A 24,409-nucleotide genomic window follows, 5' to 3' on the forward strand; every position below is an offset into this window, starting at 1 on the left:
ACCATTTATCATTGTTACGTTATCGCAGCGTTAGCGATGTTATGTGCATACCATTAAGACGAGTTACAACAATAAGACTAATGGGCTTAAACAGGGAAAAGCGTCTTTTCATTAAACTCGTTTACTATTACAGTATATCATTGATATAACTGAGAGTTACCACATATTTATCAGGGTTTTACCGTTACACGGGTTTGCAAGGGAGCTCAGGCAAATTTGAAAAAAATCCTTCTTATTATACTTGGTTGGTTGGCAGTGGCACTGGCTTTTGCTGGGGTAATATTGCCAGTTCTTCCCACAACGCCATTTTTATTATTAGCCGCATGGTGTTTTTCTCGCTCATCGCCGCGTTTTCACCACTGGTTATTGTATCGCTCTTGGTTTGGCGGCTATATACGTCATTGGCAAAAGCACCGAGGCTTGCCAAAAGGTGCAAAACCTAAAGCGATTGTTTTGATTTTACTCACTTTTTCATTATCAATTTGGGTTGTCAGCTATCTCTGGTTAAAAATCGGCTTATTCGCTTTGCTTTGTTGGTTGCTTATTTTTATGTACCGACTTCCGGTGGTTGATGAGCCGATACCTCGCCGCGATAAAACCACACCCTAGTTTGCAAATGTTAAACTATGATGTGGTTTATTATGTGATATTAACGGTAAAGTCACTCCGGGATTTTAATATAACGGTCAAAAACATAATCTAGGTTATTGATTAACCAGTTTTTCCCAAGAATATCTTCTTGTTCCAAAACCTGCTTGACGATCTCGGTGGTTAACAGTTGTTCCGCTTCGTGGGAAAGTGGCCAATAGCTAATATGCCAAGGTTCGTAGGCGACTCCGGCGTTTTTTGCGGTGAAAGGGCGGTAAAAATCAAAGGTAGCCATATTATCAGATAACCAATCATTTAGCGGTGCAAGATAACCACCTGTTTCGTACTCCCAAGGCTCCAATTGCAATGTTTGGCCTGCGGGAATGCGTAAAGGGTCATACACATCAATCTCGGTTCCCCAATGATGGCGGCTTGCACCCGGTAATGCCGACCAATGCAAAATCGCCTCGCAAAGTTCACCTTCTGAAAGCTGCGTAATGTCGAGTGGTTGGCTATTGTGATCAAGAACAGGGCGTTTTCCTGTAAATTTTTCATTCCAAATCACTTGCTGTCGTGCAAAATCACGAAATGCGCTTGCCGATTGCAATTTAAAGCCTGCTCTTGCAGCAGCTTGCTGCATGGCGAGGAAGGCTTTTGTCGCATTAAATTGCAAACGGTGAGCGCCACCAAGGGTGACTAAATGATCGGTTGAGCGGCCAGTCAGCATGTCAATGGTGATCATAAAAGTAGTAACTCCATAACTCGCTCATAGATCCGTGCCAGTTGCTGTAAATCGTCAACACTAACGCATTCATCAACCTTATGAATGGTGGCATTTAATGGACCTAACTCAATAACTTGGGTTCCCATTTGAGCAATGAAACGACCATCAGAAGTCCCACCGCTGGTGGACAACTCAGCGGTACGCCCCGTGACTTCTTGAATTGCTTGTAAAGTCGCTGAGACTAACTCACCCTTGTCCGTTAAAAAAGGCTGACCCGATAGCGACCATTCAATTTTATATTCCAGTCCATAGCGAGATAACATTTCCGTGACCCTGTCACGAATCATGGTGTCAGTTAATTCCGTACTAAAACGGAAGTTAAACTGTACAAATAATTCCCCGGGGATCACATTACTAGCACCCGTCCCCCCATGAATATTCGCTATCTGCATGGTGGTTGCCGGGAAAAAGGCATTGCCGTTATCCCAAGTTGTGGTCGTTAGTTCTTGTAAAAATGCAGCCGCACGATGCACAGGATTATCGGCAAGGTGTGGGTAGGCGACATGACCTTGCGTGCCGAGAACTGTTAAATCTGCCGTTATTGACCCGCGCCGTCCGTTTTTAATGATATCGCCGAGCTTCGTTTGGCTGGAGGGCTCGCCAACCAAACAATAATCAACACTCTCATTGCGCTTTATCAGGGCTTCAACAACCTTGACAGTCCCATCGTGAGCGTCAGCTTCTTCATCAGAGGTGATCAAAAATGCTAAACGACCTTGGTGCGCAGGATATTTTTCAACAAAGCGCTCAGCGGCGACAACCATCGCTGCCACAGAGCCTTTCATATCGGCTGCACCACGACCATACAAATGCTGATTAATAATTGTTGGTGTGAATGGGGGCGTTTGCCAGTTTGCACTGTTCCCCGCAGGGACAACATCAGTGTGACCGGCAAACGCTAATGTGGTGCCAGTACCTCTGTGTGCCCAAAAATTGAGTGTCTTACCAAAGTGCATGGGTTCAACGATAAAACCGATTTTTTGTAGCCTGTCGGTGAGTATTGCTTGGCACCCTTGGTCGTCAGGACTAATTGACGGACGAGAAATAAGCTCTTTTGCTAATTGAATAACAGGACAATCCATTTAATCACCTAACTACTGAATAAAAGTGTGGTACTCATCGGCACTAAAACCGACTAAATAGCGGTTATCTGTTGAAACTAAAACAGGACGTTTGATCATTGCGGGTTCAGCAAGTAATGCCTTTTTGGCGCTTGTGGCATCAATAATCGCATTCTTTTGGTCATCGCTGAGTTTACGCCAAGTTGTCCCTCGTTTATTGACAAGGATTTCCCAATCAATATGCTCAAGAAATTGGCAAAGCAACGCATCGTCCAGACCATCAACACGATAATCATGGAACTGATAGTCGACCCCATTGTCTTCTAAGTAGCGACGCGCTTTTTTGATGGTGTCACAGTTTTTAATTCCATACATAATATAAGGAGAAGAAGGGGTTTTAGACATACATTTTTCCTCTAAAGCGAATGATTTACCTTACATAATGCGGGAAAATGCATTATGGGTCTACCCCCAATAATACAAATAAAAGTAGCGATTTATTACGGTGATTATATTATTATTTAGTGCAATCATAATAACAAATATTGATTATATAATCTTTAACAAGGTTAATTACCCTTTTTATTGAGAACGCATGTAAATTAAACTGGCTTCTAAACGGGAGCGTACTTGAAGTTTTTTTAAAATATTTCGAATATGAACTTTAACGGTTTCTTCAGAAATAAAAAGTAACTTAGCTATTTCTCTATTTTTTAAACCTGCTGCGAGTTGATGTAATATTTCATATTCCCTGCGTGTTAATGTCGCCAGCGGGTCATTAGATTGGTGGCGGGTGATTAAATGTTGATAAATTTTTTCACTGAATACATGTTGCCCGGTGGAGGCTTTTTTCATGCTGTAATATAACATATCAAGTTCACTGCTTTTTAAGAGGTATCCTTGTGCACCTGCATCGATGGCACCATAAATATCCGTTTTAATGGCAGAAGCAGATAAAACTAAAAGATAGCTATTCAAGCAATGCTTTCGTAGCATTCGAATAGTTTCGAATGTTTTATTGCCATGCAGATTGGTATCGATGACGATTAGGTCGGGTTGTAAATGGGTTGCAAGGTTCAACGCCTCTGTGCAGTTACAGCTTTCAGCCGTCACAACAAAATGTTCATCGGTATTGATAAGCTGACGCAATCCAAAGCGTGTAATAGGGTGCTCATCAACAATCATTACTGTGTAATTAGACATAGAAGGTTCCTTTGTTATGCCTGAAACGTGACTAACAACTCGAGTGGGAGTAATACAAAAAACATTATTTTGCCGTTAATATAACTATGTTTATTATTTGATATTTCAATAGTTATAAATTTAATATGTGAAATATAATTTGACATTACTGAGATAAAATATATGAAGAATAATTTAAATGTGAATTAAAGATAGCGGTTGCTGATTTTTGATAATACATTAAATATAAAAAAATAATATCGGTAATTTGGCTGGGTTAAATGATATTTCAAAAATGATAAAAATAAAACTAATTGTTATATAATTAATATGTTAATTGAAGTAAGTGACTTTATGTTGGCGTTATTAATAATAAATATACAATTAGCACTATTAATAATGAATATGTGAATAGTATATTTTTTTTATAATTAAGTGCGCTAGAGATTGTTTGCAATGGTTAAGAAAAAATAAGGCTAAGGGGCAGTGAAAGATGAAGATATTTTATCCATTTTGCTGCAAATTCCTGCTTCACAAAAGATTTTTCTGGAAATTGCCAGCATGATCATGATTTGCTAGTAAGATGCGTTTATACTGTTATCGCTGTTACCTTACCTATTTTGAAAGGACTTGACGATGGATGATAAATTAAAACAAAGCGCTCTTGATTTTCATGAGTTTCCACATCCAGGGAAAATCACGATCACCCCGACAAAACCCTTAACAACTCAACGCGACCTCGCACTGGCGTATTCTCCAGGTGTTGCTGTGCCATGTCTTGAGATTGCTGATGACCCGCTTAAAGCCTATCGCTATACCGCCAAAGGTAACTTGGTTGGCGTTGTATCAAACGGGACCGCAGTGCTTGGTTTAGGGAACATTGGTGCCTTAGCAGGCAAGCCTGTCATGGAAGGGAAAGGGGTTCTATTTAAAAAGTTTTCTGGCGTTGATGTCTTTGATATTGAAGTCGATGAAACTGATCCTGATAAGCTGGTTGATATTATTGCCTCTCTTGAGCCGACCTTCGGTGGGATCAATCTAGAAGATATTAAAGCGCCAGAGTGCTTTTATATTGAACAAAAATTGCGTGAACGCATGAAAATTCCTGTGTTCCACGATGACCAGCATGGTACCGCGATTATATGTACCGCAGCGGTGATCAACGGTCTACGTATTGTGAAAAAACAGATTGGCGATGTTCGTTTAGTGGTTTCAGGGGCTGGTGCGGCATCAATTGCATGTATGAACCTGTTAGTTGCATTAGGCCTTAAACGTGAAAACATTACTGTTTGTGATTCAAAAGGTGTCATTTATAAGGGACGTGACGAACGAATGGATGTCACGAAAGCGGCTTATGCAATTGACGACAATGGCCAACGTACCCTTGCAGATGCTATCCCAGGTGCAGACATTTTCTTAGGTTGTTCTGGCCCGCGTTTATTAACACCAGAAATGGTGAAAACGATGGCGAAAGATCCACTTATTTTGGCCCTTGCGAACCCTGAACCCGAAATTTTACCGCCACTGGCGAAAGAAGTTCGCCCTGATGCGATTATTTGTACAGGTCGTTCAGATTATCCAAATCAGGTTAATAACGTATTGTGTTTCCCATTCATTTTCCGCGGAGCGTTGGATGTTGGGGCGACAACGATTAACGAAGAAATGAAACTGGCTTGTGTTTACGCCATTGCTGATTTAGCCCTTGCAGAACAAAGCGAAGAGGTAGCTTCAGCATATGGTAATCAAGACTTATTCTTTGGCCCTGAATATATCATTCCAAAACCATTCGACCCACGTTTGATTGTTAAAATTGCACCAGCTGTCGCCAAAGCCGCAATGGACTCCGGTGTGGCAACGCGCCCAATTGCTGATTTTGACGCCTATATCGAAAAACTAAACCAATTTGTTTATAAAACAAATTTATTTATGAAGCCTATTTTCTCTCAAGCGAAAACAGCCAAAAAACGCATTGTGTTAGCGGAAGGGGAAGAAGAGCGTGTATTGCATGCAACGCAGGAACTGGTTTCATTAGGGTTGGCATTCCCAATTTTAGTGGGTCGCCCAAGTGTTATTGAGATGCGAATTCAAAAGCTGGGCCTACATATCGAATTAGGCAAAGATTTTGAAGTGGTTAACAATGAAAATGACCCGCGCTATAAAGAATACTGGCAGGAATATTATCAAATCATGAAGCGCCGTGGTGTTTCTCAGGAAATGGCTCGCCGTGCAGTGATTAACAACCCCACACTTATCGGTGGCATCATGGTGTTACGTGGTGAAGCTGACGGTATGATTTGTGGTACGGTTGGCAGTTACGGTGAGCATTATGAGGTTGTCAAAGATCTCTTTGGTTTCCGTGAAGGGGTGCATACCGCAGGTGCGATGAATGCCTTATTGTTACCGACAGGTAACACCTTTATTGCGGACACTTATGTCAATGAAGACCCAACGCCTGAAGAGTTAACAGAAATTACGTTGATGGCCGCAGATACCGTACGTCGCTTTGGTATTGAGCCAAAAGTGGCTTTATTATCACGTTCAAGTTTTGGTTCTTCAAACTGTCCTTCCGCCCAAAAAATGCGTGATACTTTAGCGATGATCAAAGCGCGTGATCCACATCTTGAAATTGATGGTGAAATGCATGCGGATGCGGCTTTGGTTGAGTCTATTCGTAAAGATGTTATGCCGGATAGCCCACTAAAAGGTTCTGCTAACTTGCTAATTATGCCGACAATGGAAGCGGCACGTATCAGTTATAATTTATTGCGTGTGACCAGCTCTGATGGCGTGACCGTAGGACCGGTATTGATGGGGGTTGCTAAACCGGTGCATATCTTAACGCCAATTGCTTCTGTTCGTCGTATTGTGAACATGGTGGCACTGGCTGTGGTTGAGGCACAAACTAACCCGCTGTAATATTCAGTCAACTAGATAGCCCCTAGGGGCTATCAGACTGCTGACATACATACATGTTTGGCGGCAGTCTGAATAGGTTATTGAAAATAAATCTGGAAAATCAATTTATTGATTTTCGCCTAATAGCCCCAAGTGGGTAAATCACGCTTTTACCCCACTTTGTCAACAACCTCTTAGCCCCTAGACATAAAAGGCTTCCTTTTTCATCAGGAGGTCTTTTTTAATTGAAAATGATTATCATTATCTGTATTTTGTGTGCGTCAACAGCATAACGGGAAATAATATAATGATATCAAGACGATTTACTGCAAAAGCTACATTATTACTGGTAGGCCTAGTGTTACTGATCGGGTGTACACAGAAAGCCCCAACGAAAATACGTCTACTCGATAATAACTGGGTAGAACAAAATCAATTGATTGATTTATCCACAGGGAAGTCAATCACACCAGAGCAACTGATACAGCAACTGGCGCAAGCTTCCCATGTTATTGTCGGGGAAAAACACGATAACCGTTATCACCATCAAATAGAGCAGTGGCTCGTTCAAGAAATGCAGCAGGTTAGGCCTCAGGGTGCGGTTTTATTGGAAATGCTAACACCTTCTCAACAAAAAGATATCAATAGGGTGAAGGTCGAGTTGCAAGGAAACACCTACATTCGTGATGAGCGCTTACAAAAGGCAATCAAGTGGAATACAGGCTGGCCATGGGATCAATATGGTGAACTTATTAAGTTTTTATTAGAACAACCTTATCCAGTGTTAGCTGCAAATCTGGATAAAGACGATATTACAAAGGCTTATGCTAATCCTCAAAAATTGACGGGGGTATATTCTACTCAAGCCGTTGTCCAAGAAATTATCAGTAAAACCATTGAAACATCTCACGGTGGTGAATTGACGACAGAACAAATAGCCAAAATGACGGTTATCCAACAAATGCGTGATCGGGCAATGGCTAACGCTTTAATTAAAGCCCCGAAGCCTGCATTGCTATTTGCGGGAGGGTATCATGCAACAAGGGCAATTGGCGTGCCGTTGCATTTGCAAGATATATCGCCAGAAACTGAACTTAAGGTGTTAATTATTTCAGAAAAAGGGAGTGAGATTGATAATTTGCATGCGGATTTCGTCTGGTATACCCCAACAAGTGATTAATAGCCAAGCTAATTAAGTCAAATAAATATCCATAGAGTGAATAAATTAGCACTATTTACTATAAATGCTTTCCATTTGCATATGTAATTGATTATCATTCGCGTTACTTGCGTGATACTAAGCGCTGTTTCTCTTTGATGGTCAATTTAAATTCGAATGAAAGCCATTTTAGGTAAGGCGAGAGGTGCGCCGCCGAGTGAACTTGACTAGAGCCTCTCAACGCAGCATCAAATGGGTAAAACATGCTTTAATCGAACCTGTAGGGCGGTGTTTAGTGACAATAGTGGATTTACATCGTCGTCAGTCAGTACGGCGGATACATTATCTATTTTTTAGATTATTTCTTAACTTTTTTTAGCGGTAAAAATCAGCAGCAAAGATAAACAGCCCCTAAGGATTAAAATGTTGGCGATCACGTTAGAACATAATAGGGCGACGAAAACCAGTAGCTCATTTGCTTTGGCTATTGTCTTACACATTGCAGTTATTCTGTTTTATTTAAAAGTCACAGAGAATGATTGGCAACATTTTTTACCGCCACCTTCAGTGGTTATGGAAGTCTCTATTGACTCACAAGCAAAACAGTTAACTGAAACTAATATTGGCGAAACGCAAGAACTGGCGGTTGCGAGTGAGGCGAAAGAAGCGGTTACAGATGATATTGTCATCCCTTCTGTGCCTATTAACGAAGAGGCTGAAGAGCGATTAACAAAGGTGGAAAAAAAGAAAATTTCACCAGCACCTAAAAAAAAGCATAAGGATGTAAAAAATCAGCGAATTAGTGAAATGGAAAGCGATAACTCGAAAGCCAGCGCTGCGCCAGTGACAAGTGACGCTGCGGCTAAGCAACAAACGGAGCGTGTTGCCGCTACGTTTGATAGCCACGCTCAATCAGATGATGAACAGCGTCAGTGGGAAGCCTTAGTCCTTGGACAGCTAAATAAATTTAAACGTTATCCGGAGGATGCAAAACGGCGTAATCGTATCGGAAAACCCGTGATTAAATTTGAGGTCGATGCACAAGGTTATATTGTGAATAGTGTTCTCGTAAAAAGTTCAGGCACAAATTCATTAGATAGAGAAGCCCAGCGGGTGCTTACAAGGGCTGAGCCTTTGCCGATACCGCCTTCAGAGATGTTAAACCAAGGCAAGGTGATCGTGGAATTGCCGATAGATTTTACGATTGAAAATAAATAATCAGGGTAAAAAATGCGCATGCAGTTAAATAGATTGTCAGGCTTATTAGGCGCCGTTAAATTTTGCCTAATTGTATTATTGGGATCACAAACAAACGCAGTGTTTGCGGAGGAAAGAATGACAGCACCGTTGGCCAAAAAGCAGCCACATACGATGACAATCCACGGTGATACCCGTGTTGATAACTATTATTGGTTAAGGGATGATGAGCGTAAAGCACCCGAGGTCATTGACTATCTGATACAAGAAAATGCCTATACCCAGCAAACGCTAAAGTTAGGCGAGTCATTAAAAAAACAAATTTATGACGAGTTATTTTCGCGTATGAAACAAGATGACGAATCGGTTCCGTACGATTTTAATGGTTATACCTACCGTTCGCGGGTTGTTGCTGGAAAAAACTATGCAATCTATGAAAGGCGTCCAGTAAATAGCCGGGGAGAATGGGTTGTTTTGGTTGATGGTAACCAACGTGCCGAAGGTAGTGAATATTATCGTATGGGGGCGTTAACTATCTCACCAGATAATACCATGATGGCAATAGCCGAAGACAGGCAGGGGCGCAATGAGTTCACTGTCTCATTCCGTCAAATTGGTGAAAGCCAATGGCAAAATGAGGTACTGACAAACACATCGGGCAATATTGTTTGGGCAAACGATAATCGGACTTTATTCTATGTGAATAAAGACAAGCAAACGTTGTTACCTTATCAAGTCGTTAGCCATAAGTTAGGCACAAAGCAAGCACAAGATAAGCTGTTGTATGAAGAGAAGGATGATACGTTTTACGTGAGTTTGAGTAAATCGACATCGAAAGACCTTATTTTTATTGGCATTACCAGCACGGAGACATCAGAATATCGGTTGATTGATGCTAATGCCCCTGATAAAGCAATTGATATTTTTAAGCCTCGCCAAACAGGTGTGGAGTACTACCCTGATCATTTCAATGGGAAATTCTATATTCGTTCAAATCACGAAAATCCGTTATTTGGTCTATACACGAATAACAATGCAGAAAGACACGATGATTTTGCTGCATGGACGACATTAATCGCTCCCCGCGATGATGTGGATTTAGAAGGATTTGAGCTGTTCAACAAGTGGTTAGTACTTGAGGAACGGGCAAACGGTCTGGTGAATATCCGCCAAATTGATTGGCACACCCAACAGGAGAGTTATGTGGCATTTGATGATCCTGCATATATGGCATGGATCTCAAATAACCCAGAACCGGATACGAATAAATTGCGTTATGGCTATTCATCGATGACCACACCGTCTTCTGTGTATGAGATTAATATGCAAACGCAAGAGAAACAGCTACTAAAGCAAGAGGATGTAAAAGATTTTGATAAGGCAAATTATCAAAGTGAGCGTTTGTGGATAAGCGCAAAAGACGGTGTCAAAGTGCCTGTTTCGCTTGTTTACCGTAAAGATCTGTTTAAACAAGGTAAAAATCCATTACTTATCTATGGTTATGGCGCTTATGGTTACGGTTTAGATCCGTCATTTAGTTCATCAAGGTTATCCTTATTAGATCGCGGTTTTGTCTATGCGATAGCACATGTTCGTGGCGGTGGTGAACTCGGTAAAAAATGGTATTTGCAGGGTAAAACCGTCAATAAAATGAACACATTTACCGATTTTATTGATGTAACCAATGCACTTGTTGACCAAGGTTATGGGGAAAAAGGGCATATTTATGCCATGGGCGGTAGTGCGGGGGGATTATTAATGGGGGCGGTTGTTAATATGGCGCCCGAATTGTACGAAGGGGTTGTTTCGGCGGTGCCATTTGTCGATGTTGTGACGACAATGCTTGACCCTTCTATTCCATTGACGACTGGGGAATACGATGAATGGGGTGATCCTGCAAATGAAGAAGATTATTGGCGCATAAAATCCTATAGCCCTTATGATAATATCAAAGCGCAGCGTTATCCGCATATGCTAGTCACTACAGGGCTGCATGATTCTCAAGTGCAATATTGGGAACCCGCGAAATGGGTGGCTAAATTACGAGATATAAAACAAGGTAATTCTTTATTATTATTAGAAACCAATATGAATGCAGGACATGGCGGTAAATCAGGGCGTTTTAATGCTCTTGATGATATTGCTTTGGATTACAGTTTTCTTTTAATGCTTGAAGACAAAGCTAAATACTTTCCTTATTTAAAATAGTTTACTCAATTTAATAATAAAACCCCCTAAATAAGCTAGTACATTATTTAGGGGAAAATATTTTCTTTGATAGATTAATCATGGGAATTGAATTTATCCTTTTATTTTGGAATGCACTGTGAGCGTGAAAAGAAATATTGCGTTTACAGGAATGGTTTAAATGAAAAATAAAATAATATTATTGAGTATGAGTCTGGTTTTTACTGGTACTCAAGGAATCGCTTTTGCTGAAAATACAGGGCAAAAAGCACAAGGCAAAGAAAACATAGTTAAATTTAGCCAATTAAAAGTTTCAGGTGCACAAAAACAAACACCGTTGGTTAAAGCACTGGAAAAAGCTGGGGCTTTCAGTGCTGTCGGTACAGAGAATAAATTACAAAGCTTGGATAAAGTCATCCGCACTATGCCCGGAACATACACTCAGATGGATAGCAGCCAAGGCACCGTAAACGTGAATATCCGAGGCCTAAGCGGCTTTGGGCGCGTCAATATGATGGTTGATGGAGTGACGCAAAGCTATTATGGGATTTCCCCGAGTAAATACACACACGGAATGCAACCCAATAATGATTTCGGCTCGTTAATTGACCCTAACTTTATTGTGGCAGTGGAAGTAGAAAAAGGGCAGTTAAATGGAAGCAATAGCGTAAATGCTTTGGCGGGGAGTGCTAATTTCCGCACCATCAGTATTGATGATGTCATTTTCCACAACAGTTTATATGGGCTACGTAGCAAAGCCAGTTGGGGAGATAACGGACTCGGTTATAATGGTATGGTTGCCGTTGCAGGGAAAAGCTTATTAAGTGATGGAGACGGTTATTTAGGTGGTCTAATTGGTATTAGCGGTCATAATATCCCCGGCAGTTATAAAAATGGCGATGGTTTTGATAGTGACGGGTTTGCCACAGATCCCTCATTTAAACAAAAACCACAATCTCAATTAGCAAAGCTTAAATATAAACCGAATGACAGCCATGAATTAGAGTTTAGTGGGCGCTTTTTGCAAAATAAACTGACCAGCAGAAAAATTAATAGTGAAGATTATTATCTAAAATATAAATATACGCCATTAAATGAATTAATTGATGTGGAAATCTTGGCAAGCCATGGAAATAATAAACAGAAATTCCAAGGTGATCCTATTGGTGGTGCTTTTAGAGATGCTATATCTGAAAATAAATCCGACAGTATCAATTTGTCAAATACCAGCCATTTTTCTTATGGTGATGTGGATTATCAATGGCAAGTTGGTTCGAAATTGATGAAGACCAAATACCAAAAAACTTCCAAACCCGTTGAAGATCCTAATACCCAGATATTTAACCCTTTTTCACCGAGCGGTACGCAAGATATTACGAGTGTTTACACACAATTTGAAGGGAAATATGATATTTATACAGCCACATTTGACCTTAACTACCTTAATTATAAGGTTAAAGGCTACAAACCCGCATGTGATGAAACCGAAAAATGTTTTCCGCAAGAAGCTAGCACATTGAATATCAAGGATAGCGGTATTAACCCCGGCGTTTTATTATCAGCGCAAATTATTCCTGAATTTCAACCTTTTGTGAGTTATGCGCATTCAATGCGTGCGCCTAATTCGCAAGAAGCCTTTTTCTCCCAAAATGGCGGTCAAAGTATGAACCCATTCCTTAAAGGCGAAAAATCAAAAACATGGCAAGTTGGATTTAACAGCTTTAAACCTGATCTCGTGGTAGAAGGAGATCAATTTAATTTGAAAGCGCTGTGGTTCCATACCCATGTCAAAGACTACATTACGAGTAAATCTTTTATGTTATGTAGAGCAAACGCACAAGAAGAGTTTGATTGGTGCTTGGTTAATGATGATGCTTGGAACAAAGAAAATCCGACTTTTTTTCAACGGGCAGATATGTATGTTAATGACCCAAGAGATGTGAATTTACGTGGATATGAACTGCAAGCTAACTATGATGCAGGGGTATTTTATTCTATGATTTCGTATACTAAAGAGTCGGGGAAACAGCCCGTTTCTATTGCAAGTACTTCCATTTTTAGCGCAGGTGACTTTACACAATTGCCTGAATACTATGTCACATTAGATTCTGGCGTACGCTTACTTGATGAAAAGCTAACACTAGGCTCAACCATTACATGGACAGGTCCCTCAAAGCGCATCAGCCCACTTCCTGATAGTGATATAAATGGTGATGCCATGACAGAAAAGTACGAAAAACAACCGACGATTATTGACTTATATGCAGATTATGAAATCAATAGAAATGTCAAACTCATGATGACAGTTAACAATATCATGAATAAAAACTATACGGATGTATTAAACCGTGCAAATTCGGGGGCTGCTATGGAAGAGCGCGGTAGAAATAATGAAACAGGAAGAGGGCGCACTTATATGCTTGGTGGGCAAATTCGTTTTTAATTAGAGTGATAACTTGGGTTTCATCGAAAAATAAAGATGAAACCCATAAAACAGTTAATTTAATTTTTTAGAAGAACGTTTTGCTTTTACTTTTTCAATATGGGTAATTTCACTTTCTACCCAACCATCATTTAAGCGAGTACGTAATTGTTGCCCAAGTTTGACTTGGCTAGTTTTCTTCAATACTGCACCATCAGGCGCTTCACTTATACTAAAACCACGGGCGAGTGTTGCCAATGGGCTAACCGCTTCCATTTTTGAACAAGCGACCGCAAAACGCTGCCTGTAGTGATTCACTAATTGTGACATCATATTTTGCAAATGGTATTGCGTTTGTTGCAGATGGCGCTGCTGTTTTTGCCATTGTGCACGCAAATCGTTTTGTTGTAGCCGACGATTGACCCTATCAAATTGAAACGTGGCAGTATGTAATTGACGCGTCATTGATTGAGTCAACTTTTGCTGCAATAAATTAAGTTGGTTATGTTGCCTTGCTAAACGTAATTGCGGATGTTGCTGCTGTAGGCGATGATGCAAACGCGAAAACCTTTGTTGTTGACCCGCAATATAATAATCCATTGCCATTTCAAGGTGTTGCTGTGCTGATTTTAGTTGACGTAGCATCTCTTGCTGGTTACGGCTAACCAGTTCGGCAGCCGCAGATGGCGTTGGCGCTCTTACGTCAGCCACATAATCCGCAATAGTGACATCAGTTTCATGCCCCACGGCACTGATTATTGGTAATTGACTCGAAAATATCGCTCTTGCGACGATCTCTTCGTTAAACGCCCATAAGTCTTCTAATGAGCCACCACCGCGACCAACAATCAACACATCACATTCACGACGTAAATTAGCCAATTCAATCATACGTGCTATTTGAGCAGGCGCGAGTTCCCCTTGAACAGCGGTAGGATAGATAACAATAGGGAGTGACGGGTCGCGGCGACGGAGGATGTTTAAAATATCGTGCAAGGCGGCTCCCGTCGCAGAGGTAATAATACCGACGGACTTTGCTGGGCTAGGTAACGGCTTTTTATAGCGAGCATCGAATAATCCTTGAGCACTCAGCGTTTGTTTGAGTAACTCAAAGCGTTGCTGTAATAACCCTTCACCCGCAGGTTGCATGCTTTCGATAATTAACTGGTAATCGCCACGAGGCTCATACAAGGTGACAGTAGCACGCACTAACACCTGTTGCCCATTTTGTGGGCGAAAAGTCACTCTTGCATTTTGCCCACGGAACATTGCCGCACGAACTTGCGCACGGTCATCTTTCAGCGTCAAATACCAGTGACCTGAACTCGGTTGGGAAAAATTTGAAATTTCTGCGGTGAGCCAAATACGACCCATTTGCTGATCGAGTAATTCGCGAACGGCAAGGTTAAGCTTACTAACAGAAAAAATTGCACTATTTTGTGAAGTCGACATGTGAGCCAGATCAAATTTTAAAACAAAGACTTAATCGTCAAATACTAACCTAGCCATCGGAGTTATCAAGTATTTTTTCAAAAAAAGGCTGGAAGCAACCGATTACGGTGTGTATAATGCCGCGGCAATATTTTATACCTTTCCATAACGCTGCCTGGTGGGATATTGCCTATGTTACGCATTAAAAAAGAAGCACTAACTTTCGACGACGTATTACTCGTTCCTGCACACTCAACCGTATTACCAAATACAGCAGATCTCTCCACCCAACTGACTGCAACCATCCGCCTGAACATTCCAATGCTTTCTGCAGCAATGGACACCGTCACTGAATCTGACCTTGCAATCGCCTTGGCTCAAGAAGGTGGAATTGGCTTTATCCACAAAAACATGTCTATTGAACGCCAAGCGGAAGAAGTTCGCCGTGTGAAAAAGCATGAAAGTGGTGTTGTTACTGATCCAGTTACTGTTACCCCCGATACCACTATCCGCGAAGTGCAAGAAATGGCACAGCGCAATGGTTTCGCAGGTTACCCTGTTGTAGCTAAAGACAACTCACTAGTGGGTATTATTACGGGGCGCGACGTGCGCTTTGTAACAGATTTAGACCAACCTGTTACAGCAGTCATGACGCCAAAAGAACGTTTAGTCACAGTGAAAGAAGGCGAAGCACGCGAAATCGTATTACAGAAAATGCATGAAAAGCGCGTAGAAAAAGCCTTAGTTATTGATAATAACTTCCATCTGTTAGGGATGATCACCGTTAAAGATTTCCAGAAAGCGGAACGTAAACCAAACGCGTGTAAAGACGAGCAGGGCCGCTTACGTGTTGGGGCTGCGGTAGGCGCAGGTGCAGGTAACGAAGAGCGTGTTGATGCGTTAGTCGCAGCCGGCGTTGACGTTTTACTGATTGACTCTTCCCACGGTCACTCTGAAGGTGTATTACAGCGTATTCGTGAAACGCGTCAAAAATACCCTGATTTACAAATCATTGGTGGTAACGTAGCAACTGCTGAAGGTGCAAAAGCATTAGCAGATGCAGGTGTGAGCGCAGTAAAAGTTGGGATAGGCCCCGGCTCTATCTGTACCACTCGTATTGTCACTGGTGTTGGTGTACCACAAATTACCGCAATCGCAGAAGCTGCTGAAGCGCTTGAAGGTACCGGCATTCCTGTTATTGCTGATGGGGGGATTCGTTTCTCTGGGGACATCTCCAAAGCAATTGCAGCAGGAGCTGCCTGTGTGATGGTTGGTTCTATGTTTGCAGGTACTGAAGAATCCCCAGGGGAAACTATTTTGTTTCAAGGCCGTACCTACAAAGCATATCGTGGTATGGGGTCATTAGGCGCAATGTCTAAAGGTTCTTCAGATCGTTATTTCCAATCGGATAACGCCGCAGACAAATTAGTACCGGAAGGTATCGAAGGTCGTGTTGCTTATAAAGGGCGCTTGAAAGAAATCATTCACCAACAAATGGGTGGATTACGTTCCTGTATGGGGCTGACGGGGTGTGGTACAATTGACGCCTTGAGAACAAAAGCAGAATTTGTTCGTATCAGTGGTGCAGGTATTCAAGAAAGCCACGTACATGATGTGACTATCACAAAAGAATCACCAAACTATCGTTTGGGACAATAACCGATAACTTTACAGGGTGATGTGCTGATGTGTCGCACGTCACCAATTTTTATTTTTGACTTGAATTTTTGGAATTCTCCTCAAATGACAACTAATATCCATAAGCATCGCATCCTTATCCTTGACTTCGGTTCGCAATATACACAGCTGATTGCCCGCCGTATCCGTGAAATTGGCGTTTATTGTGAACTCTGGGCGTGGGACGTTACAGAAGAGCAAATTCGAGAATTTAATCCAAATGGTATTATTCTTTCTGGTGGCCCAGAAAGTACCACTGAAACTGATAGCCCACGCGCACCAGATTACGTCTTCAATGCGGGTGTGCCGGTATTAGGTATCTGCTACGGCATGCAAACTATGTCAATGCAATTAGGTGGTGCTGTCGAAGTTTCAGGTGAGCGCGAGTTCGGTTATGCAAACGTCGAAATTACTGAACAATGTGAGTTATTCCGTGATATCAAGGATTCTCTGAATGAAGCGGGTAAACCAGTTTTAGACGTGTGGATGAGTCACGGTGATAAAGTGACGGCGATCCCTGCTGATTTCAAAACGATCGCCAGCACACCAAGCTGCCCATATGCCATCATGGCAAATGATGAGAAAAAATTCTACGGCGTGCAGTTTCACCCAGAAGTAACCCATACACACCAAGGGCTGAATATTTTAACTCGTTTTGTTAAAGATATTTGCCAGTGTGACGCCTTATGGACACCCGCTGCAATTATTGAAGATACAGTCGCACGTTTAAAAGAGCAGATCGGTGATGACCATGTTTTACTGGCTTTATCAGGTGGCGTTGACTCTTCCGTTACTGCGTTACTGTTAAATCGTGCCATTGGTAAACGTTTAACCTGTGTATTTGTGGATAACGGTTTATTGCGTTTAAACGAAGCTGATCAAGTGATGGACATGTTTAAAGGAAAATTTGACCTGAACATTGTTCATGCAAAAGCAGAAGATCGCTTCTTAAGTGCACTGGCTGGGATCAGCGATCCAGAAGCAAAACGTAAGAAAATTGGACACGTGTTTATCGAAGTTTTCGACGAAGAATCTGCTAAATTACCCAATATCAAGTGGTTAGCACAAGGTACTATCTATCCCGATGTTATTGAGTCTGCGGCATCATCAACTGGCAAGGCACATGTGATTAAGTCTCACCACAATGTGGGTGGGTTGCCGGATGATATGAAACTTGGTTTAGTTGAACCACTAAAAGAGTTATTTAAAGACGAAGTGCGTAAAATTGGCTTAGAATTAGGCTTACCGTACGACATGTTATATCGTCATCCGTTCCCTGGCCCAGGTTTAGGCGTTCGTGTATTAGGTGAAGTGAAGAAAGAGTACTGTGACTTACTGCGCCGCGCAGATGCTATCTTTATTGAAGAACTGCATAAAGCTGATTTGTATCATAAAGTTAGCCAAGCATTCACTGTGTTCTTACCTGTGCGCTCCGTGGGGGTTATGGGGGATGGCCGTAAATACGATTGGGTTGTTTCACTGCGTGCAGTTGAAACCATCGATTTTATGACCGCACATTGGGCACACTTGCCATACGATTTCTTAGGTCGTGTATCTAACCGCATTATCAATGAAGTCGATGGTATTTCCCGCGTAGTTTATGATATCAGCGGTAAGCCACCAGCAACAATTGAGTGGGAATAATCCTGCAATAAGAATTAGCTAGCAGCGATTAGCAAAATAACGATTTAACCCCATGTAACAGTGGGGTTTTTTGTTTTTATATGGGGGGGCTCTCGGGGGCAGGCAGGGGAAGTAAGACAACGGCTCAGCAGGGAAGGAATTCCGCCGGACCAGTAACAATCCCGGAGACCGATTTTTCTGCTTTACGGTGATACGATTTTTGGGGTTGGGGTCAAATCCGGTGTACCTCAGGTAATATTGACACTCCTTAATGTTCCCGATAGTATCTAATGAAGTCGTTTATTGGTATTTTTGGGGATTTATGAGTAGTATTTTTGAGCCATTTTATACTGTTCATCAGGCGGCAGAGTATCTAAAGTTGCACCCGAAAACCGTACTCCGGTTTATTCACGAAGGGCGCCTGCAGGGAACGAAGATAGGTAAATCCTATCGAATCCAGCGCTCCAGCCTGGAGGCATTTGCTGGTACGGGGCAGGCACTGAAACCACAGATACAGTCACGAGTAACCTGTGTGGTAGAGCTGTCTGATGTCTCCCCCGAAGTATCACATCGTCTTACCGTAAACGTGCATGCGATGCTGCTATCTCAGGATCATAGCCCTGAGCGTATTCAATTAAATTCTGCCTATGATGCGGAGCGGCAGCATTTGAAGCTGATCATCATCGGTTGCGCTGCCGATACTTCCGACCTCTTACGAAGCCTGGACAGGCAACTGGAGGCGCTCAGATGACTAAGCAGGTATCGCAAACCTCAAAACTTGATGCCGTACTCCTTGATCAGTATCGAGCCGTTCTTGATCAGTGGCCGGTTCCTGCTGATCATTTGTGGGTCGATACACGAGAAGGTGACACTTTCGTTGTAGCTTGTGGCCCCAGGGATGCGCCCCCACTGGTTCTGCTACATGGTGCGTTGACCAATTCGGCGATATGGATGTTCGATGCTGAACGTTGGTCACAGTCATTTCGTGTCTATGCAGTTGATGTGGTCGGGGAGCCTGGACTTAGCTCTGCTCGGCAGCCTTCCGTATCGGGAGGCGGGTATGCGGCCTGGCTCGACGATGTGCTTAACGGGTTGAAGCTCAAAAGCACGACCTTTGTTGGCGTTTCTTTCGGAGGATGGATTGCGCTGGACTACGCAGTGCGTCGAGCTCATCGTGTCGATCGTCTCGCGCTGCTTTGTCCAGCTGGAATCGGCCGTCAGAAGCCGTTCTTCCTAAAAGCCTTGCCATTTCTGCTGCTCGGATCCTGGGGGAAGTCCAGAGTTCGAGCTATGGTCATGGGACCGCCGCCGCAAGGGTTACAGGGTCCGGCGCAATCATTGATGGAGTTCATCTCTAATATTCACGCAAAAGTCCGCCCGAAGCCGACCCGGATTCGACGTTTCTCAGATGAGGATCTTCGGCGCCTTGAAATGCCTGTTCTTATTATTATTGGGGGACGTGATGCTCTCATCGATTCTGGCGAAACCAAACGGCGGGTAGGGAGCACGATGCCAGGCGCTCAACTCCATTATCTGGAAGATGGGTTTCATTATCTTCCCAACCAGCGTGAGACGGTCTTTAATTTCCTTCAAGAAAAGAAAATTGGATGCATTCTATGAGTGACCTTATAACAACTTTGGGTAGCTTACGCGTATTGTCCTGCGACGAGAACGGCCCGCAAATTTCTACGGAAGCAGATATCAACCGCATCATCGGAACTGCTTTTGGTGAAAGGGTTGATCTGGTTGCATTACCCGATACACGATTGACAGAGGATTTCTTCGATCTGAAGACAGGGTTTGCAGGACTTCTTGTCCAAAAATTCGTTAACTACCAGCTGCGTCTGGCAATCCTTGGCGACATTTCTGGCGCTTGCGCGCGCAGTAAGGCGCTCAATGACTTTGTATATGAATCTAATCGAGGATCGGTGTGCTGGTTTCTCAAAGATCGGGAAGAGTTGGATCATAAATTGAATCAGCGAATATCTAAGTGACAATGGATGAAATCCGACGTCTGGAATAACTGTCTTTGATTATCGGGGGAGTCTTTGCCTGTTCCTGGGGGGGGCCGATAATAGAGTGGGAATAACATGGTTATTGTTGATAACAGTTTTTAGTTATCGATAAATTCGAAGGCATCAGTAACTTACTGGTGCTTTTTTGTTTTTAACAGTCTTTAATTGTTGATAGTTGCAGATAATTTTGACGGTATTATTGACGGTATTGAAAATAAAATAGACTATATGAGTGACTCAATACCGTCAGAAAAATAATAAAAATGACGGTATCACGCAAAGGAATACCGACATGTTAACCGATAAAAAATTAGAGAGCTTAAAGCCGGAAGATAAGCTTTATAAAGTAGCTGATCGTGACGGTTTGTATGTTGCTGTTACATAAACTAGTGCTATATCATTTAGATATGATTACCGCTTTAACGGGCGTAGAGAAACGATAACGTTTGGACGCTACAGCGATGACGGTATTACCCTTGCAGAAGCAAGAGAAATGCTAATCGACGCCAAAAAGACGCTGAACGCAGGTATATCACCATCTTCACAGAAGCGAGACGGTATTACAAAGCGTAAAGTGGGGTTAACCTTGAAAGACTATACCGTCAAATACCTATCAGAAACCCGTTTCGCAGACAGCACGCTAGATATGAAGAGGGCTATTGTCGATAGTGTAACGATAAGTGAAACGTTATTGAAAAATAAGCCATCTGTAACAGCAAAACAAACTACTAAAGGGGTGATTGATGCTTTTATGTCATTACCAAACGTTAAGGTCATATCTTCATCAGTTGAAAAATCAAATCCGGTAGGTTTGGATTCAGCCAGAGGTTATACGGTATTTAACAAGGGTGGTATATTTATTTATTATGATGGAATAAATGCAAATATCTACGATGAAAATAAGATGATACAGGTATCATTTATTGGGACTGCTAAAGAAGAAAATGAAGTAAAAGAAATGCAGAATTGTGTAACTGAGATTATCAACACGATTCAATATATTAAATGATCTAAAAAGCACCTCCGCATAGGTGCTTTAAATTACGCTCTCGCGGTAATTAGCCGCCTTATTATCTGTTGAAGTAGTTAATTCTGTCGAAAATATTATCTTTTTCTTTTGGGGGTATGTTTCCAACTTTTTCCAAGCTTATAAGTTATTGTTGGGTAGTTATCCCATGGAGTGGCCAGCTGCTTTTCTCTAGCAGAGCGTAGTTTTAACTGGTAATTTTTATACTCAATTTTGTGTAAAAAGTAGTAACATTTTTACGGTAACGGGACGTTCTTCTCACCCCATTTGCACATCATGTTTAAAACAGGGATTAAGGACTTACCTTTATCAGATAGCATATATTCAACCTTGGGTGGGATCTCCGGGTAGGCGATACGAATAATCAATTCATCCTTTTCCAACTCCTTTAACGTTAAGCTGAGTGTTTTGTAAGATATCGTACCAATGCAACGCTGTAATTCATTAAATCTAATCACGGGTTTATACATCGCAAACCAGTACAAAATGATCATTTTATACTTGCCATTTATTACCGAGAGAGTGTAACCAAAACCGGTTTGGTTAATGTCAATTCCAGTTGGAGTGCAACTATTTTGGGCGCTCATTTGTACTTACCTTTAGGTTAGTATGTGTCATTAGTGTGCGTATTTACTATTTATATAGTGGCTAATATACTCCAACTCACTTTGCGTTTATAGAGAGTATTTTATGAAAACATTAATAATCGTTGCGCACCCAAACCTTGGCGGATCAAAATTTAATCATTACTGGATAAACGAATTAAAAAAGTTACCTGAGCTGTATACGGTGCATGATTTACATGCAGAATATCCAGATGGAGAGTTTGACATAAATAGAGAGCAGGCTTTACTTGTCTCCCATGACACGATAATTTTTCAATTTCCAATATATTGGTTTAATTGTCCTCCGATATTAAAAAAATGGTTAGATGATGTATTAACTTATGGATGGGCCTACGGTTCTTCTAGTGGTTATAAATTACAGGGGAAGCGAATTACTGTTGCAGTTTCGGCAGGTATTGATCAGCAAGACTATTCGCAAAATGGGCGCTATAAATATACGTTAGACGAGTTGTTACGCCCATTTGAAGTGACGGTGAATTACATCAAAGGGACATGGATGCCATTTTTCGCGCATTACGGTATAGAGGCGATACCTGAAGATGAAATAAAATTAAAAGCGGAATTAGAAAAAAGCTTTTTTGCTTATCGCACTTTTCTATGCGAAACAAACAAATAGGTAATTAGTGGAGAATAATTGGTCACCTGTTGAGTGGCCGATTATTACTGTATGCCCTGTTAGAAGTTAGCTCGGTATTTTTGAGAATGCAATGAAACCAATCAGTAAAGGAGCTCACCTACCAATAAACTCAGTATTTAAATAGCATACAAGAACATGCCAAATTGTTTACTCGTTACCTCCTTATCTTGGCAAGTCACAGTAATGCCAACTCATAAGATGCACTATTTTGTGTATTACCGATTTTGCCTTACAGAGAAATAAGCGTTTATGCCCATATCATAGTGAATAACCAAATCTATAACGGTTTTTCCATGAAGGTGACATTCGTTCAGGTGTCTAGCTGAATGAGTTTTTATGCAATAAAAGTGAATTAATACTTGTTCAATTTCATCAAGTTGTTATCATTCTTAGGAGTTATACGTTTCATGTATATTTCAACGCCCCGTAATCATAAAAATAATGAGTTAGGGCGATATGACAACAGCTAAGGAAGATCTTGTGGCATTTCGTTTAAAATATCTGGCATTACTCCCTCTTTTTGTTGCGGCAACGGCTTGCCAGCAGCCAATTAACACAAACAATACCGCAATGGTTACGCCGACAACGCAAGTTCAATCGGTCATTGTGAATAATTCATGGATTGAAATTTCAAAAAGTGCACTGGACTTTAATATCAAAAAAGTTCAAGCGCTATTAGGAGATAAATCGTCAATGTGCGCGGTGCTCAAAGGGGATGCTTATGGGCACGATCTATCGTTAGTGACGCCAGTGATGGTCGCTAACAATGTCCAATGTATTGGTGTAACCAATAACCAAGAATTGAAAACGGTGAGAGATCTCGGTTTTAAAGGCCGTTTAATGCGTGTTAGAAGTGCTACTGAAAAGGAAATGGCGCAAGCAACTCAGTATGAAACAGAAGAGTTAATCGGTAATTTAGCCATGGCACAGCGCTTAAATGCGATTGCTAAACAGCAAAATAAAGTCATTCCCATCCATCTTGCGTTAAATTCCGCAGGTATGTCGCGTAATGGTTTAGAAGTGAGTACGCCAGCGGGGCTTAATGAAGCGAAGTTGATTTCACAACTACCGCAGTTAAAAATTGTCGGTATTATGTCCCATTACCCGGAAGAAGATGCCGCACAAATCCGTAAAGATCTGGCCAAATTTAACAAAGAGTCACAGCAAGTTTTGAGTGTGACAGGGCTAAAACGTGAAGATATCACACTCCATGTTGCGAATACTTATGCAACTATTACGGTACCTGAATCGTGGTTAGACATGGTGCGTGTGGGGGGGATCTTTTACGGTGATACCGTAGCAACCAATGACTACAAACGTGTGATGACATTGAAATCAAATATAGCGTCAGTAAACCATTATCCGAAAGGCAATACAGTCGGTTATGATCGCACCTATACACTTAAGCGTGACTCTATTTTAGCCAATATCCCGGTTGGTTATGCAGATGGCTATCGTCGTGTATTTAGTAATGCAGGACATGCCCTTATTAATGGTCAAAAAGTGCCGGTATTAGGAAAAACATCAATGAACACAGTAATGGTGGATGTAACCGACTTAAAACAAGTCCGTCCAGGTGATGAAGTTGTTTTCTTTGGAAAACAAGGCAATGTTGAGGTGACCGCTGAAGAAGTGGAAGACATCAGCGGTGCATTATTTACCGAGATGTCTATCTTGTGGGGAGCAACTAATAAACGTATTTTAGTTGATTAACTTTATATTTAACTCAGCCTAAGCCCGCAATCATTGCGGGTTTTTTATTCCAAAAATAGCTTAGGACGTTATGCAATCTATTTGAATAGGTTGATAATGTGCTGTTTAGGTGAATGACTATCGAAACCTTTACGCTGATATGTTAGGTTGATTGAACCTTTTCTGAGCATACAAACTCAGAAGGC

19 protein-coding genes and 1 pseudogene are annotated in these 24,409 nt (G+C 41.7%); 14 read left to right on the plus strand and 6 right to left on the minus strand.

What is annotated here, in order from left to right:
• Positions 1-216: 216 nt before the first annotated feature.
• On the plus strand, positions 217-609 hold the full coding sequence (locus tag AB6N04_RS05890; protein WP_369310963.1) for a DUF454 family protein: 393 nt from the start codon (positions 217-219) through the stop codon (positions 607-609).
• A 52-nt stretch (positions 610-661) separates the two neighbouring features.
• Here the strand turns inward: AB6N04_RS05890 and AB6N04_RS05895 are convergent, their stop codons facing one another.
• The 4 genes from AB6N04_RS05895 to AB6N04_RS05910 form a co-directional block, all read right to left on the minus strand.
• A complete protein-coding gene (locus AB6N04_RS05895) occupies positions 662-1,330 on the minus strand; it encodes a M15 family metallopeptidase (RefSeq protein WP_369310964.1) in 669 nt (222 codons plus the stop codon).
• Positions 1,327-2,454 carry a succinyl-diaminopimelate desuccinylase gene (gene dapE / locus AB6N04_RS05900; RefSeq protein WP_369310965.1) on the minus strand — a complete coding sequence of 376 codons (1,128 nt, stop codon included), beginning with the start codon at positions 2,452-2,454 and terminating at the stop codon, positions 1,327-1,329. Before dapE ends, AB6N04_RS05895 begins: the two co-directional genes overlap by 4 nt.
• Positions 2,455-2,466: 12 nt before the next feature.
• Positions 2,467-2,838, minus strand: coding sequence for an ArsC family reductase (locus AB6N04_RS05905; protein WP_369310966.1), 372 nt, complete (start codon positions 2,836-2,838; stop codon positions 2,467-2,469).
• A gap of 177 nt (positions 2,839-3,015) precedes the next feature.
• Positions 3,016-3,636, minus strand: a complete 621-nt coding sequence (locus tag AB6N04_RS05910; RefSeq protein WP_369310967.1) for a LuxR C-terminal-related transcriptional regulator — start codon at positions 3,634-3,636, stop codon at positions 3,016-3,018.
• Between the two features lie 615 nt (positions 3,637-4,251).
• Between AB6N04_RS05910 and maeB the strand changes: the two genes are divergently transcribed.
• From maeB to AB6N04_RS05935, 5 genes are all read left to right on the plus strand, one after another.
• Positions 4,252-6,531 carry an NADP-dependent oxaloacetate-decarboxylating malate dehydrogenase gene (gene maeB / locus AB6N04_RS05915; protein ID WP_369310968.1) on the plus strand — a complete coding sequence of 760 codons (2,280 nt, stop codon included), beginning with the start codon at positions 4,252-4,254 and terminating at the stop codon, positions 6,529-6,531.
• Between the two features lie 286 nt (positions 6,532-6,817).
• Positions 6,818-7,690, plus strand: a complete 873-nt coding sequence (locus tag AB6N04_RS05920) for a ChaN family lipoprotein (protein ID WP_369310969.1) — start codon at positions 6,818-6,820, stop codon at positions 7,688-7,690.
• Between the two features lie 402 nt (positions 7,691-8,092).
• The gene (locus AB6N04_RS05925) at positions 8,093-8,887 is read left to right on the plus strand and encodes an energy transducer TonB (RefSeq protein WP_369310970.1); all 795 of its coding nucleotides are present in this window, start codon (positions 8,093-8,095) and stop codon (positions 8,885-8,887) included.
• Between the two features lie 117 nt (positions 8,888-9,004).
• On the plus strand, positions 9,005-11,074 hold the full coding sequence (locus tag AB6N04_RS05930) for a S9 family peptidase (RefSeq protein ID WP_369310971.1): 2,070 nt from the start codon (positions 9,005-9,007) through the stop codon (positions 11,072-11,074).
• A 160-nt stretch (positions 11,075-11,234) separates the two neighbouring features.
• On the plus strand, positions 11,235-13,496 hold the full coding sequence (locus AB6N04_RS05935) for a TonB-dependent receptor (protein WP_369310972.1): 2,262 nt from the start codon (positions 11,235-11,237) through the stop codon (positions 13,494-13,496).
• Between the two features lie 54 nt (positions 13,497-13,550).
• Here the strand turns inward: AB6N04_RS05935 and xseA are convergent, their stop codons facing one another.
• Positions 13,551-14,927: an exodeoxyribonuclease VII large subunit gene (gene xseA, locus AB6N04_RS05940; protein ID WP_369310973.1), complete on the minus strand. Its 1,377-nt coding sequence runs from the start codon at positions 14,925-14,927 to the stop codon at positions 13,551-13,553.
• Positions 14,928-15,098: 171 nt separating this feature from the next.
• Here xseA and guaB point away from each other — a divergent pair, with 171 nt between their 5' ends.
• From guaB to AB6N04_RS05970, 6 genes and pseudogenes are all read left to right on the plus strand, one after another.
• Positions 15,099-16,565: an IMP dehydrogenase gene (guaB, locus tag AB6N04_RS05945; RefSeq protein WP_369310974.1), complete on the plus strand. Its 1,467-nt coding sequence runs from the start codon at positions 15,099-15,101 to the stop codon at positions 16,563-16,565.
• Between the two features lie 84 nt (positions 16,566-16,649).
• Complete coding sequence (guaA, locus tag AB6N04_RS05950; RefSeq protein ID WP_369310975.1) at positions 16,650-18,227, plus strand: glutamine-hydrolyzing GMP synthase; 1,578 nt, start codon at positions 16,650-16,652, stop codon at positions 18,225-18,227.
• 301 nt (positions 18,228-18,528) lie between these two features.
• On the plus strand, positions 18,529-18,957 hold the full coding sequence (locus AB6N04_RS05955; RefSeq protein WP_369310976.1) for a helix-turn-helix domain-containing protein: 429 nt from the start codon (positions 18,529-18,531) through the stop codon (positions 18,955-18,957).
• On the plus strand, positions 18,954-19,826 hold the full coding sequence (locus AB6N04_RS05960; RefSeq protein WP_369310977.1) for an alpha/beta fold hydrolase: 873 nt from the start codon (positions 18,954-18,956) through the stop codon (positions 19,824-19,826). Before AB6N04_RS05955 ends, AB6N04_RS05960 begins: the two co-directional genes overlap by 4 nt.
• Complete coding sequence (locus tag AB6N04_RS05965; RefSeq protein WP_369310978.1) at positions 19,823-20,200, plus strand: DUF4180 domain-containing protein; 378 nt, start codon at positions 19,823-19,825, stop codon at positions 20,198-20,200. The genes AB6N04_RS05960 and AB6N04_RS05965 overlap by 4 nt, the downstream gene beginning before the upstream one ends.
• Before the next feature lie 313 nt (positions 20,201-20,513).
• Positions 20,514-20,888 (plus strand): annotated as a pseudogene (locus AB6N04_RS05970) (Arm DNA-binding domain-containing protein); the annotation flags it as partial.
• Between the two features lie 596 nt (positions 20,889-21,484).
• Here AB6N04_RS05970 and AB6N04_RS05975 read toward each other — a convergent pair.
• The gene (locus tag AB6N04_RS05975) at positions 21,485-21,835 is read right to left on the minus strand and encodes a winged helix-turn-helix transcriptional regulator (protein WP_369310979.1); all 351 of its coding nucleotides are present in this window, start codon (positions 21,833-21,835) and stop codon (positions 21,485-21,487) included.
• 103 nt (positions 21,836-21,938) lie between these two features.
• Here AB6N04_RS05975 and AB6N04_RS05980 point away from each other — a divergent pair, with 103 nt between their 5' ends.
• Both AB6N04_RS05980 and alr read left to right on the plus strand, forming a co-directional pair.
• The gene (locus AB6N04_RS05980) at positions 21,939-22,490 is read left to right on the plus strand and encodes an NAD(P)H-dependent oxidoreductase (protein ID WP_369310980.1); all 552 of its coding nucleotides are present in this window, start codon (positions 21,939-21,941) and stop codon (positions 22,488-22,490) included.
• A 501-nt stretch (positions 22,491-22,991) separates the two neighbouring features.
• Positions 22,992-24,224, plus strand: coding sequence for an alanine racemase (gene alr / locus AB6N04_RS05985; protein WP_369310981.1), 1,233 nt, complete (start codon positions 22,992-22,994; stop codon positions 24,222-24,224).
• The last annotated feature ends 185 nt before the right edge of the window (positions 24,225-24,409 follow it).

Origin of the sequence: Providencia rettgeri, assembly GCF_041075285.1 — a bacterium.
GTDB lineage: Bacteria > Pseudomonadota > Gammaproteobacteria > Enterobacterales > Enterobacteriaceae > Providencia > Providencia rettgeri_G.

What these genes read in the sequence shown, in the direction of transcription:
- dapE (WP_369310965.1), bottom strand. Translation starts at nt 2,454, where the DNA reads ATGGATTGTCCTGTTATTCAATTAGCAAAAGAGCTTATTTCTCGTCCG.
- AB6N04_RS05925 (WP_369310970.1), top strand. Translation starts at nt 8,093, where the DNA reads ATGTTGGCGATCACGTTAGAACATAATAGGGCGACGAAAACCAGTAGC.
- AB6N04_RS05910 (WP_369310967.1), bottom strand. Translation starts at nt 3,636, where the DNA reads ATGTCTAATTACACAGTAATGATTGTTGATGAGCACCCTATTACACGC.
- xseA (WP_369310973.1), bottom strand. Translation starts at nt 14,927, where the DNA reads ATGTCGACTTCACAAAATAGTGCAATTTTTTCTGTTAGTAAGCTTAAC.
- AB6N04_RS05960 (WP_369310977.1), top strand. Translation starts at nt 18,954, where the DNA reads ATGACTAAGCAGGTATCGCAAACCTCAAAACTTGATGCCGTACTCCTT.
- AB6N04_RS05920 (WP_369310969.1), top strand. Translation starts at nt 6,818, where the DNA reads ATGATATCAAGACGATTTACTGCAAAAGCTACATTATTACTGGTAGGC.
- AB6N04_RS05895 (WP_369310964.1), bottom strand. Translation starts at nt 1,330, where the DNA reads ATGATCACCATTGACATGCTGACTGGCCGCTCAACCGATCATTTAGTC.
- AB6N04_RS05980 (WP_369310980.1), top strand. Translation starts at nt 21,939, where the DNA reads ATGAAAACATTAATAATCGTTGCGCACCCAAACCTTGGCGGATCAAAA.
- AB6N04_RS05975 (WP_369310979.1), bottom strand. Translation starts at nt 21,835, where the DNA reads ATGAGCGCCCAAAATAGTTGCACTCCAACTGGAATTGACATTAACCAA.
- AB6N04_RS05965 (WP_369310978.1), top strand. Translation starts at nt 19,823, where the DNA reads ATGAGTGACCTTATAACAACTTTGGGTAGCTTACGCGTATTGTCCTGC.
- maeB (WP_369310968.1), top strand. Translation starts at nt 4,252, where the DNA reads ATGGATGATAAATTAAAACAAAGCGCTCTTGATTTTCATGAGTTTCCA.
- AB6N04_RS05955 (WP_369310976.1), top strand. Translation starts at nt 18,529, where the DNA reads ATGAGTAGTATTTTTGAGCCATTTTATACTGTTCATCAGGCGGCAGAG.
- guaB (WP_369310974.1), top strand. Translation starts at nt 15,099, where the DNA reads ATGTTACGCATTAAAAAAGAAGCACTAACTTTCGACGACGTATTACTC.
- AB6N04_RS05930 (WP_369310971.1), top strand. Translation starts at nt 9,005, where the DNA reads ATGACAGCACCGTTGGCCAAAAAGCAGCCACATACGATGACAATCCAC.
- AB6N04_RS05905 (WP_369310966.1), bottom strand. Translation starts at nt 2,838, where the DNA reads ATGTCTAAAACCCCTTCTTCTCCTTATATTATGTATGGAATTAAAAAC.
- guaA (WP_369310975.1), top strand. Translation starts at nt 16,650, where the DNA reads ATGACAACTAATATCCATAAGCATCGCATCCTTATCCTTGACTTCGGT.
- AB6N04_RS05935 (WP_369310972.1), top strand. Translation starts at nt 11,235, where the DNA reads ATGAAAAATAAAATAATATTATTGAGTATGAGTCTGGTTTTTACTGGT.